Source organism: Klebsiella sp. MS 92-3, assembly GCF_000195655.1.
Lineage (GTDB): Bacteria > Pseudomonadota > Gammaproteobacteria > Enterobacterales > Enterobacteriaceae > Klebsiella > Klebsiella pneumoniae.
Window position 1 is genome coordinate 1 of record NZ_GL882776.1, and the last position, 11,664, is coordinate 11,664.

Annotated in this window: 13 protein-coding genes; 8 read left to right on the forward strand and 5 right to left on the reverse strand. The window is 57.4% G+C overall.

Annotated elements, in window-relative coordinates; genetic code table 11:
• Nucleotides 1-40: 40 nt before the first annotated feature.
• From murJ to rimJ, 4 genes are all read right to left on the reverse strand, one after another.
• Nucleotides 41-1,576, reverse strand: coding sequence for a murein biosynthesis integral membrane protein MurJ (gene murJ / locus HMPREF9538_RS18945; RefSeq protein WP_002899104.1), 1,536 nt, complete (start codon nt 1,574-1,576; stop codon nt 41-43).
• A gap of 111 nt (nt 1,577-1,687) precedes the next feature.
• Nucleotides 1,688-2,599 carry a Gfo/Idh/MocA family protein gene (locus HMPREF9538_RS18940; RefSeq protein WP_004140718.1) on the reverse strand — a complete coding sequence of 304 codons (912 nt, stop codon included), beginning with the start codon at nt 2,597-2,599 and terminating at the stop codon, nt 1,688-1,690.
• Nucleotides 2,600-2,614: 15 nt separating this feature from the next.
• Nucleotides 2,615-3,268: a YceH family protein gene (locus HMPREF9538_RS18935; RefSeq protein ID WP_004179323.1), complete on the reverse strand. Its 654-nt coding sequence runs from the start codon at nt 3,266-3,268 to the stop codon at nt 2,615-2,617.
• 9 nt (nt 3,269-3,277) lie between these two features.
• On the reverse strand, nt 3,278-3,862 hold the full coding sequence (gene rimJ, locus HMPREF9538_RS18930; protein WP_002899099.1) for a ribosomal protein S5-alanine N-acetyltransferase: 585 nt from the start codon (nt 3,860-3,862) through the stop codon (nt 3,278-3,280).
• Between the two features lie 229 nt (nt 3,863-4,091).
• Here rimJ and mdtH point away from each other — a divergent pair, with 229 nt between their 5' ends.
• From mdtH to HMPREF9538_RS0127240, 7 genes are all read left to right on the forward strand, one after another.
• Complete coding sequence (mdtH, locus tag HMPREF9538_RS18925; RefSeq protein WP_002899096.1) at nt 4,092-5,300, forward strand: multidrug efflux MFS transporter MdtH; 1,209 nt, start codon at nt 4,092-4,094, stop codon at nt 5,298-5,300.
• A 113-nt stretch (nt 5,301-5,413) separates the two neighbouring features.
• Complete coding sequence (locus HMPREF9538_RS18920; protein ID WP_004150824.1) at nt 5,414-5,974, forward strand: lipoprotein; 561 nt, start codon at nt 5,414-5,416, stop codon at nt 5,972-5,974.
• Between the two features lie 125 nt (nt 5,975-6,099).
• Nucleotides 6,100-7,146, forward strand: coding sequence for a dihydroorotase (gene pyrC / locus HMPREF9538_RS18915; RefSeq protein ID WP_004176586.1), 1,047 nt, complete (start codon nt 6,100-6,102; stop codon nt 7,144-7,146).
• A gap of 72 nt (nt 7,147-7,218) precedes the next feature.
• Nucleotides 7,219-7,470: a DNA damage-inducible protein I gene (gene dinI, locus HMPREF9538_RS18910; RefSeq protein ID WP_004140729.1), complete on the forward strand. Its 252-nt coding sequence runs from the start codon at nt 7,219-7,221 to the stop codon at nt 7,468-7,470.
• A 302-nt stretch (nt 7,471-7,772) separates the two neighbouring features.
• A complete protein-coding gene (gene bssS / locus HMPREF9538_RS18905; protein ID WP_002898992.1) occupies nt 7,773-8,027 on the forward strand; it encodes a biofilm formation regulator BssS in 255 nt (84 codons plus the stop codon).
• 125 nt (nt 8,028-8,152) lie between these two features.
• Nucleotides 8,153-9,271: an N-methyl-L-tryptophan oxidase gene (solA, locus tag HMPREF9538_RS18900; protein ID WP_002898990.1), complete on the forward strand. Its 1,119-nt coding sequence runs from the start codon at nt 8,153-8,155 to the stop codon at nt 9,269-9,271.
• A gap of 71 nt (nt 9,272-9,342) precedes the next feature.
• Nucleotides 9,343-9,456 carry a DUF2770 family protein gene (locus HMPREF9538_RS0127240; protein ID WP_002898988.1) on the forward strand — a complete coding sequence of 38 codons (114 nt, stop codon included), beginning with the start codon at nt 9,343-9,345 and terminating at the stop codon, nt 9,454-9,456.
• Here the strand turns inward: HMPREF9538_RS0127240 and HMPREF9538_RS18895 are convergent.
• Nucleotides 9,442-10,506 (reverse strand): rhodanese-related sulfurtransferase, encoded by a 1,065-nt coding sequence (locus tag HMPREF9538_RS18895; RefSeq protein ID WP_002898987.1) that lies wholly within the window; start codon nt 10,504-10,506, stop codon nt 9,442-9,444. The genes HMPREF9538_RS0127240 and HMPREF9538_RS18895 overlap by 15 nt on opposite strands.
• 205 nt (nt 10,507-10,711) lie before the next feature.
• Here HMPREF9538_RS18895 and HMPREF9538_RS18890 point away from each other — a divergent pair, with 205 nt between their 5' ends.
• Nucleotides 10,712-11,632: a Kdo(2)-lipid IV(A) acyltransferase gene (locus HMPREF9538_RS18890; protein ID WP_004140735.1), complete on the forward strand. Its 921-nt coding sequence runs from the start codon at nt 10,712-10,714 to the stop codon at nt 11,630-11,632.
• Nucleotides 11,633-11,664 lie beyond the last annotated feature (32 nt).

Below are 11,664 nucleotides of genomic sequence, written 5' to 3' on the forward strand. Positions count from 1 at the left end.
CGCCTGCGGCGAAGCGGGGTTTTTCTACCCACACAACCGCTTACGCCGTGCGACGGACAAACTCTTTCACGCGGAAGCCCAGCACCAGCAGCGTGGCGAAATAGGCTACCACCCCGGCGATAACCACCGCCAGCAAACGCATCAGACGGAACGGCATCGTCCCCAGCGACCACTCAGGCATGAGATGCATGACGCCCAGCAGCGCCGCGGCCATAACCAGCACTGCAATAATCAGACGCAGCAGGAAGGCCAACCAGCCTGGCTGCGGGGTGAAAATTTTCTGTTTACGCAGCTGCCAGTAGAGCAGCGCGGCGTTCAGGCAGGCCGCCAGGCCGATGGACAGCGACAGACCCGCATGCTTCAGCGGGCCGATAAACGCCAGGTTCATTACCTGGGTCATAATCAGGGTGATAATAGCAATCTTGACCGGGGTCTTGATGTCCTGACGGGAATAGAAGCCCGGCGCCAGCACTTTCACCACGATAAGGCCCATCAGCCCCACGGAATAAGCCACCAGCGCGCGCTGGGTCATCGCCGCGTCAAAGGCGCTGAATTTGCCGTACTGGAACAGAGCCACGGTCAGCGGTTTGGCGAGGATCCCCAGCGCCACCGCGCTCGGCAGCGCCAGCAGAAAACAGAGACGCAGTCCCCAGTCCATCAGCCGGCAATACTCGTCATGGTTACCGCTGGCGAAGCTTTTTGACAGCGATGGCAGCAGGATAGTGCCGAGCGCCACGCCCAGCACGCCGGAGGGAAACTCCATCAGGCGGTCGGCATAATACATCCACGACACCGAGCCCGACACGAGGAATGAGGCGAAAATGGTATTGATGATAAGGGAGATCTGGCTTACCGACACGCCAAGGATCGCCGGCCCCATCTGCTTCACCACCCGCATCGCGCCGGCATCTTTCAGATTAATTCGCGGCAGGACCAGCATGCCAATCTTCTTCAGATGCGGCAGCTGGTAAGCCAGCTGCAGCACGCCGCCGACCGTCACCGCCCAGGCCAGCGCCAGCACCGGCGGATGGAAATATGGCGCGGCAAACAGCGCAAAGCCAATCATACTGACGTTGAGGAACGTCGGCGCAAAGGCCGGCACCGAGAAGCGGTTCCAGGTATTGAGGATCGCCCCCACCAGCGAAGCCAGGGAGATCAGCAAAATATAGGGAAAGGTAATACGCAGCAGCTGGGTGGTTAGCGCAAACTTATCGGCGGTATCGGCAAAGCCGGGCGCAGTAATGGTGATTACCCACGGCGCCGCCAGCATCCCGATAACGGTAACGATAGCCAGGGCCAGGGTCAGCAGCCCGGAGACGTATGAGACAAACACGCGGGTGGCATCTTCGCCCTGCTTGCTTTTATATTCGGCAAGGATCGGCACAAACGCCTGTGAGAAGGCGCCTTCGGCAAAAATACGCCGCAGCAGGTTAGGCAGTTTGAAGGCGACAAAAAAGGCATCGGTCGCCATCCCGGCGCCAAAAATACGCGCCACAATCGCATCGCGGGCAAAGCCCAGCACGCGCGAAAACATGGTCATCGAACTGACTGCCGCCAGTGATTTTAAAAGGTTCATTACGCTGTTATTCCAAACCCTGGAGTAAAACGCCCGCAAATGCGGGCGCTGGAAAGTGGCGATAGTCTACCGGGTTCAACATGAATTACTACTGTCAGTTGTTACAATGGATTATTCGCTAATGGCGTCGCGCCACAGTTTCTCAACGATCCGCTGAGCCAGCAGCGCCTGTTCGCCTGCAGTTTCAGGAACTGTCTGATTTTGCACGCATTCGATAAAATGGCGCGCGCAGCCGACAAAACCGCGCTGCTCAAGGGTGGTTTGCCAGCCGGCAACCGGGCGCTGGACCACGCCATGACCGCACTCCTCCTGCCATTCGCGCATCTCGCTGACGGCATATAGCCCGCCATCCGTGACCGCCTGCACCCACTCGCGCTGGCTGCCTGCGCGACGATGCATGCTGGTGGTGACCTGCAGCCGGGGCGAACTGAACTGATGTTCGGCATAGAGCATTTCGCCCTGCGGGGTGATCTTCAGCGCGCCGCCGCGCAGACGTGCCTGACCGTCGGCCAGCCATAGCGCGGTATCCACCACATGCAGATAGTCATCAAGCAGCGTAAAGCGCAGATCGTTGCCGACGCTATCGCTACGATGCTTATCCATCCGCAGCGAGGCCGCCTCGCCCAGCCGCCCCTTCAGCTCCCGATAGAGCGGCGCGAAGCGGCGATTAAAACCGACCATCAACGTCAGTCGACGTCGCGCCGCCAGCTCGACCAGCGTCTCCGCCTCACTCAGCTTGTCCGCCAATGGTTTATCCACACAAACATGAACCCCGGCATTCAGTAAGTGATTCACTACTTCATAATGTGAAGCCGTCGAGGTATGGACAAAGACCGCATCGCACTGTGCCGCCAGGGCATCGAGGGAATCAGCGTATGGCATCCGCCAGGTTTCGCAGATCCGCAGCGCCTTCTCTTTACCCGGCGACCAGGCCGCCTGCAGCGTCCAGCTTTCCGCCGCCCCCAGCACCGGCAGCCACGCTTTCTGCGCAATGCTGCCTAAGCCGACCACCCCAATGCGCAATCTTGTCCCCACGTTTTAGTCTCCCAGATGGTGTAACAGCGAATCGAGGCGCGCTTTCAGCTCCGCCACCTCGCCCTCCAGCGCTTCAACCCTGGCGCGCAGATCGCCGTCATCGTCCAGCGGCGCGAGAGCTTCCACTGTGGTGATCAGCGTGTCCATATCGTCGCAAAACAGATGCATATAGCGGCTTTCCCGTTTTCCCGGCTCCCGGGGCAGCCGGGCGACGAAGGGGCCATCTTCGCGCGTCGTCAGCCCTTCCAGCACGCTTTCCACTTCCGCCATATCGCTGAACTCATACATCCGCTGCGCCCGGCTGCGTAATTCGCCCGGCGTCTGAGCACCGCGCAGCAGCAGCGTCGTGACCACCGCAACCTCGCCGGCGCTAAGCTTCAGATCGCCAAATTCGGAGTTGCAAAAGCGCTGTTCATACTTGGTGACGCGATTACCGAATCCGCTGACCGTGCGTAGATAGTGCCGTTTCACCAGCGTATCCAGCAGGGCCTGGACCTCGCTTTCGCTCAGCGACATCACTGGCTCGCGGTTGGTTTTCTGATTGCAGGCGGTCACCACAGCATTTACCGACAGCGGATACTGCTCGGGGGTGGTGACCTGCTTTTCCAGCAGGCAGCCAATGACGCGCGCTTCATGCGCAGTTAACTGATATTTCATCCTCTCTCCTTAACGTCCCGCAGACCAGTCCGGCGTCGTTAGCGCCGTCAGTACATGGTCACGCCACTGCCCGTCAATCAGCAGATAATCTTTGGCGTAACCCTCTTTTTCAAACCCCAACCGCGCCAGCAGCGCGCCGCTGCGCTGATTATGCGGCATGTAGTTGGCCATAATGCGATGAATATGCTGCGTGCGCTGCATATAGCGAATCGCCGACGTCAGCGCTTCAAACATCAGCCCCTGCCCCTGCCACTTCTCGCCAATGGAATAGCCAAGATAACAGGCATGGAAAGATCCGCGCACCACGTTGGAGAAATTCGCCACACCGATGATCTCTTTTTCCTCAGGGTCGAGCAGCGCGAAATAAAAAGCTGACCCCTGCTTATGAAACTCAGCGATCATCGACAGACGCGCCTGCCATCCGGAGGGATAGCAGTGGCTGTCGTCACGAACCGGCTCCCAGGGTTTTAAGAACGCTTTATTTTCGGCGTAATAATCGGCCAGACGCCAAGCGTCACGATCGTGAACCAGGCGCACCACCAGCCGGTCCGTCGTCAAACGCACCTTCGGCACGTTACTGCGATAGCCAAACATTTCCTTTTTCAGTCCCCCTGACTTCACTCTTGCTTTCATCACTATACCTTTCCTGCACGATAGTGTGAAAACAGCAACATACCATTTTCTGCGCCATCTCCTCTTTTCGATGAATAGGCTCAATCGATCTTGCTTTTTGATAAAAAAATATTGTCGCAAGGGTGCTGGGAAAAGCAGCAGATTGCCCGCAGAATATCCTCGCTTATCTCTATTTTTCCCTGGAGGGGAAATGTCCCGCGTCTCGCAGGCAAGGAGCCTGGGTAAATATTTCCTGTTAGTCGATAACATGCTGGTCGTGCTGGGCTTTTTTGTCGTTTTTCCGCTGATTTCCATCCGCTTTGTCGATCAGATGGGCTGGGCAGCGCTGATGGTCGGCATTGCGCTCGGCCTGCGCCAGCTGGTACAGCAGGGATTAGGCATCTTTGGCGGCGCCATCGCCGACCGCTTCGGCGCGAAACCGATGATCGTCACCGGTATGCTGATGCGTGCCGGCGGTTTCGCGGCGATGGCCGTCGCCCATGAGCCGTGGGTGCTGTGGTTCTCGTGCATACTCTCCGGACTCGGCGGTACACTGTTCGATCCGCCGCGGGCGGCGCTGGTGGTTAAGCTGGTGCGTCCGCATCAGCGCGGCCGCTTTTTCTCCATCCTGATGATGCAGGATAGCGCCGGCGCGGTGATTGGCGCGCTGCTGGGCAGCTGGCTGCTGCAGTATGATTTTCGCCTGGTGTGCAGCGCCGGCGCCGCGCTGTTTATCGCCTGCGCCGCGTTTAACGCCTGGTATCTGCCGGCATGGAAGCTCTCGACGGTGAAAACGCCGATTCGCGAGGGTCTGGGCCGGGTGCTGCGGGACAAACGCTTCGTCACCTATGTCCTGACGCTGACCGGCTATTATATGCTGGCGGTGCAGGTGATGCTGATGCTGCCGATCATGGTGAATGACATCGCCGGCTCGCCGGCCGCCGTGAAATGGATGTACGCCATCGAAGCCACCATTTCGCTCACCCTGCTCTATCCTATTGCCCGTTGGAGCGAAAAACGCTTCCGCCTTGAGCACCGGCTGATGGCCGGTCTGCTGGTGATGACCCTGGCCATGCTCCCCATCGGGATGACCAGCAGTTTACAGCAGCTGTTTACCCTGATTTGCCTGTTTTACATCGGCTCTATCATTGCCGAACCCGCCCGCGAGACGCTGGGCGCTTCGCTGGCGGACGCCCGGGCGCGTGGCAGCTATATGGGTTTCAGCCGTCTGGGGCTCGCCTTCGGCGGCGCGCTGGGTTACGCGGGCGGCGGCTGGCTGTTTGATGCCGGGAAAGCCGTCGGCCAGCCCGAACTGCCGTGGCTGATGCTCGGCGCCATCGGGGTTATCACCTTCCTGGCGCTATGGTGGCAATTCAGTCCGAAACGCTCTGCCTCCGGTATGCTGGAGCCGCGCACCTGATGCGCGCGGCGGCGGTTTCTCCTGCTTTCAGCCTATTCTGCTGGCGCGATGGGTGCTGACAGGTCATGATGCTTTGTGTCAGGATGAAGGAAGGTATGAGCTTGAGGAACCCCATGAAAAAGATATTGATCGCCGCCGCGCTAATTGTCAGCGGCCTGCTGAGCGGCTGTAATCAGCTGACCCAATACACGGTAAGCGAGCAGGAGATTAACCAGGCCCTGCAGAAGCGAAACCATTTCGCCAAAGATATTGGTCTGAAAGGCGTTGCCGACGCCCATATCGAACTGCAGAACCTGACCAGCGCTATCGGGCGCGAGGAGCCGGGCAAAGTCACCCTGAGCGGGATCGCCAACGTCGATCTTAACTCCCTGTTCGGCACGCAGAAAGCGACGATCGATCTGAAGCTCAAAGCGCTGCCAACCTTTGACCGAGAGAAAGGCGCCATCTTCCTGCAGGAAATGGAAGTGGTCGATGCCAAAGTGGCGCCGGAGAAGCTGCAGTCGGTTATTCAGGCCCTGCTCCCCTACCTGAATCAGTCTCTGCGCAGCTACTTCAGCCAGCAGCCGGCTTATGTCCTGCGTGAGGACGCCAGCACCGGCGAAGCGCTGGCGAAGAAATACGCCAAAGGTATAGAGGTGAAGCCAGGCGAGATTGTCATCCCCTTTACCAATTAATCTCCAGGGCGCTACGGCGCCCTGAATTTTTTACGGAAATGAGTGCAAAGGAAAACGTTTACGCTTATCCTTAGTGCCCGGCAAAAAACAGCCCTGATGACTGAACCTATTAGCCGGAGCCTTCCATGACAGCACAATCCCAGGTATTGAAAATCCGCCGCCCAGACGACTGGCATATCCATCTGCGCGATGACGATATGCTGAAAACCGTCGTGCCTTATACCAGTGAGTTTTATGGCCGGGCGATCGTGATGCCGAATCTGGTGCCGCCTGTCACCACCGTCGCGGCGGCTATCGCTTACCGCCAGCGCATTATGGACGCCGTGCCGGCCGGGCATGATTTTACCCCGCTGATGACCTGCTATCTGACAGACTCCCTCGACCCAGCGGAGCTGGAACGCGGCTTTAACGAAGGGGTTTTCACCGCCGCCAAGCTCTACCCGGCCAATGCCACCACTAACTCCAGCCACGGCGTCACCAGCACCGACGCCATTATGCCAGTGCTGGAGCGGATGGAAAAACTGGGGATGCCGTTGCTCGTTCACGGCGAAGTCACTCACGCCGAGATTGATATTTTCGATCGTGAAGCGCGCTTTATTGAGACGGTGATGGAGCCCCTGCGCCAGCGCCTGCCCGGCCTGAAAGTGGTTTTTGAACATATCACCACCAAAGACGCCGCCGAGTACGTGCGTGACGGTAATGAACTGCTGGCTGCTACCATCACCCCGCAGCATCTGATGTTCAACCGCAACCATATGCTGGTGGGCGGCATTCGCCCTCACCTGTACTGTCTGCCGGTACTTAAACGCAATATTCATCAGCAGGCTCTGCGGGAGCTGGTCGCCAGCGGCTTCAGCCGCGCCTTCCTCGGCACCGACTCCGCACCGCACGCCCGCCACCGTAAGGAAGCCAGCTGTGGCTGCGCCGGCTGCTTTAACGCCCCGACCGCCCTCGGCAGCTACGCCACCGTGTTTGAAGAAATGAACGCTCTGCAGCACTTTGAGGCTTTCTGCTCGCTGAACGGCCCGCGCTTCTACGGTCTGCCGGTCAATGAGAGCTACGTTGAACTGGTGCGTGAAGAGACGACCGTTGTGGACAGCATTGCCCTGCCTAATGACACCCTGGTGCCCTTCCTGGCGGGTGAAACCGTTCGCTGGACCGTGAAGAAATAAAAACGCAGCCCCCTGTTGTCAACGCTAACCAGATACTGTATAAATAACCAGTATCGAACGCAGGGGGCAATTATGCGCATTGAAGTGTCTATCGCCAAAACGACCGCCTTACCTAACGGCGCGCTGGAAGCGCTGAATAACGAACTCTCTCGCCGTATCGCCGAGCAATTCCCGGCCATCGATAGCCAGGTGAGCGTCCGCTACGCCAGCGGCAATCAGCTCTCGGTGTTTGGCGCCCTGAAAGAAGACAAAGACCGGATAAGCGAAATCCTGCAGGAAACATGGGAAAGCGCGGACGACTGGTTTGTCCACGATCTCTCCTGAAGCATGGCGGGATCCAGTTACTCTGGTTTGCTCCCTCATTGTGCTTTTTTTGCCGGGTCGCCCCGGCTTTTTTTATCCCCTCTTCTGTTCAGAATAGTCCTGATTATTCTGCTCAATATCGACTAAAGTGGCCATTTTACGCGCTTATCTTGAGTAAAAAAGCGGCAAAAGAAGAAAATCATGCTGCCTTTCATTTAATTTCTCGAGTTTATTCTTGATCCCTGATATAATTAACTTGCTTCAAAAAATATGCATTAAACCTCGAGAATTGTTGTCTTTTAACATATGAATAAGGGGTTATGATGGAAAAAAATAATGAAGTCATTCAGACCCATCCCCTCGTTGGATGGGACATCAGCACCGTTGATAGCTACGATGCGCTGATGTTGCGCCTGCACTACCAGAACCCCACTCAAGAAAACAGTAATGATGCTGAGATCGGCCAGACGCTATGGCTAACGACGGACGTCGCACGTCAGTTTATTTCAATCCTGGAAGCAGGCATTGCGAAGATTGAATCTGGCGAATACCAGGAAAACGAGTACCGCCGACATTAACGCGGCTTGCGAATGACTTAACATTAAACTTAACAGGCACCTGCGGGTGCCTGAATTATTTTCGGGCTTGTATAAGCACAGGGAGTTAATTACCCTGCTAACAAGGCAATTACCCGGAACTCACCATGCAATACGATCTTATCATTATTGGCAGCGGCTCCGTCGGCGCCGCCGCTGGCTATTATGCGCGCCGTGCCGGACTCAATGTTCTGATGACCGATGCCCATCAACCTCCCCACCAGGAAGGCAGCCATCACGGCAGCAGCCGTCTTATCCGTCACGCCTATGGCGAAGGTGAGAAATATGTTCCGCTGGTGCTGCGTGCCCAGCAGCTATGGGATGAACTGGCAGAGATCAGTGGCGAAGCCGTGTTTGAACGCACCGGCGTCATTAACCTCGGCCCCGCCAGCTCCGCTTTTCTCGCCAACGTCGCCGCCAGCGCCCGTGCGTTCCAGCTTGAGGTGGAAGAGCTGGATGCCCAGGCCGTGATGCAGCGCTGGCCGGAGATACGCCTCCCCGATGACTATCGGGCGATTTTCGAACCCGCTTCCGGCGTACTGCGCAGCGAACTGGCCGTCGAAACCTGGATCCGTCTGGCGCGAGAAGCAGGCTGCGCGCAGCTATTCAACTGTCCGGTCTCGGCTATTCATCACCATGCTGACGGGATCACCATCGATACCCTCGACGGTGAATATCATGGTAAAAAGCTGCTGGTCAGCGCCGGCACCTGGGTCACCCGCCTGCTTCCGGATCTCCCTATCCAGCCGGTACGCAAGGTGTTCGCCTGGTACCAGGCCGATGGCCGTTACAGCAGCAAGAATCACTTCCCGGCCTTCACCGGCGAGTTGCCCAACGGCGATCAATATTACGGTTTCCCGGCGGAAGATAATGAACTGAAAATTGGCAAGCATAACGGCGGCCAGCCGATCTCCACCCCGCAGGAACGGGTAGCGTTTGGCGCTGTCGCCAGCGATGGTTCCGAATCCTTCCCGTTTTTGCGTAACGTCCTGCCTGGCATCGGCGGCTGCCTGCACGGCGCCTCCTGTACCTACGACAATACCGTCGATGAGGACTTTATTATCGATACGTTGCCAGGCAGGCCAGACACGCTGCTGATCACCGGGCTAAGCGGCCACGGCTTTAAGTTTGCGCCGGTGCTGGGCGAAATTGCCAGTCAGTTTGCTCAGGGCGAAGCATCGAGCTTCAATCTGGCCCCCTTTTCTCTGGCGCGCTTTAACGCGTAATGGAATGCGGCACTTTTGCCGTTGGGTAAAGAAACGGCCTCTGCTGAGGCCGTTAGTGATTGAGAGCGGTTATGCGTCGCCTGTTTAATATGCTGGTCAACAACGTGCGCGAGCATTTTATGATCTACCTGGCGCTCTGGCTGCTGCTGGCGATCATCGATCTCGTCTGGTTATGGTTTTTCTGACGGCTCCGGGTCGAGGATCCCGAGTTTGGTATTCAGCCGGCCACGGGATTTATTAAAGATTTTGTTGCCGTTTTCACGCCCGGCGCGCAGCTTACGCTGCTCCTCTTCCGGTAGCTTATGCTCTTCCATGCAGGCTTCGCTACAGCAGCCGGCAAACTTCTCGGCGCAGCTCGGGCACTGGATAAACAGCAGATGGCAGCCATCGTTCAGGCAGTTAGTATGGGTGTCGCACGGCGCGCCGCACTGATGACAGTGCGCGATAACGTCATTGGAGATCCGCTCGCCCATCCGCTCATCAAAGACAAAGTTTTTGCCAATGAAGCGCACCGGCAGCCCCTGCTCGCGGGCGCGACGGGCGTACTCGATGATGCCACCCTCGATGTGCCAGACCTTATTGAAGCCGTTATGCTTCATCCAGGCGCTGGCTTTTTCACAGCGAATGCCGCCGGTGCAATACATGACAATTTTCTTGTCTTTATGGTCCTGCATCATTTCCACGGCTTTCGGCAGCTGGTCGCGGAAGGTATCCGCCGGGATCTCCAGCGCGTTTTCGAAATGGCCCACCTCATATTCATAGTGGTTGCGCATATCGATAAACACGGCATCCGGATCGTCAAGCATCGCGTTGACTTCCGCCGCCTTGAGATACTCCCCCACATTGGAGGCGTCAAACGAGGGATCGTCGATGCCGTCGGCGACGATACGATCGCGAACTTTCAGGCGCAGCACCCAGAAAGACTTACCATCGTCCTCCACGGCGATATTGAAACGCAGCCCCGCCAGCGCCGGATCGAAGCCATAGAGAAACTCACGCAGAGCCTCAACGTTGCTTTGCGGCACGCTGATTTGCGCGTTGATCCCTTCCCGGGCCAGATAGATGCGGCCAAAGACCTTCAGCTGGGTTAAGGCAACCCACAGCGCATCACGGGTCGCCTGCGGGTCGACAATGGTGAAATATTTATAGAATGAGATCGTCGTGCGCGGCTCGGTCTCAGCCAGCATTTGCGCCTTTAACGTCTCATTTGAAATGCGGTTGTGTAACACTGGCATGGTGTACCTGCTCGACATAGAAATGAGGAAATAAACGGCGGGCATGATATAGCAAAGCTAATTAATTTACATCCCTACATTTTACGCTACATTTCTCTCACCCGGTCGCGCCCCGCTTAACAAAACGAGCTGACTGTCGCCGCCTTTGGCTGGCCGGTAAAAAAATGCGATAATATAAGACGTTGCTCACTGATACGGGTATGAAATGACTCATTTGCCTAAATTTTCTCCGGCGCTGTTGCATCCGCGCTATTGGCTGCTGTGGCTGGGTATCGGCCTGCTGTGGCTGGTTGTCCAACTGCCCTACCCGCTGATCTACCGCCTCGGGAACGCCATCGGCCGTCTGGCCATGCGCTTTATGAAGCGCCGGGCGAAAATCGCCTATCGCAATCTTGAGCTCTGCTTCCCCGAGAAAAGCGAGCAGGAACGCCACCGAATGGTGGTGATGAACTTTGAATCGGTGGGCATGGGGCTGATGGAGACCGGTATGGCCTGGTTCTGGCCGGTTCGCCGTATCGCCCGCTGGACCGACACCATCGGCTTTGAGCATATTCGCGATGTGCAGGCGCAGCAGCGCGGCATTCTGCTGATCGGTATTCATTTCCTCACTCTCGAGATGGGAGCGCGGATGTTCGGTATGAACGAGCCGGGGATTGGCGTCTATCGCCCCAACGACAACCCGGTGATCGACTGGCTGCAGACCTGGGGCCGCTTGCGCTCCAACAAGGATATGATTGACCGTAAGGATCTGAAAGGCATGATCCGGGCACTGAAAAAAGGCGAAGTGGTGTGGTACGCACCGGATCACGATTACGGCCCGACCGCCAGCGTCTTCGCCCCACTGTTTGCGGTCGACCAGGCGGCGACCACCTCCGGCACCTGGATGCTGGCGAAAATGTCCAAAGCCTGCATCGTGCCCTTCGTCCCGCGCCGCAAACCGGACGGTAAAGGTTATGAACTGATTATCCTGCCGCCAGAGTGTTCCCCGCCGCTGGACGACGCGGAAACCACCGCCGCGTGGATGAACAAGATCGTTGAGCAGTGCATCATGATGGCCCCGGAACAGTATATGTGGCTCCATCGTCGCTTCAAAACCCGCCCCGAAGGCATGCCCTCCCGCTACTGATCCCTTTTCCCCCCCCCCCCCCCCCCCCCCCC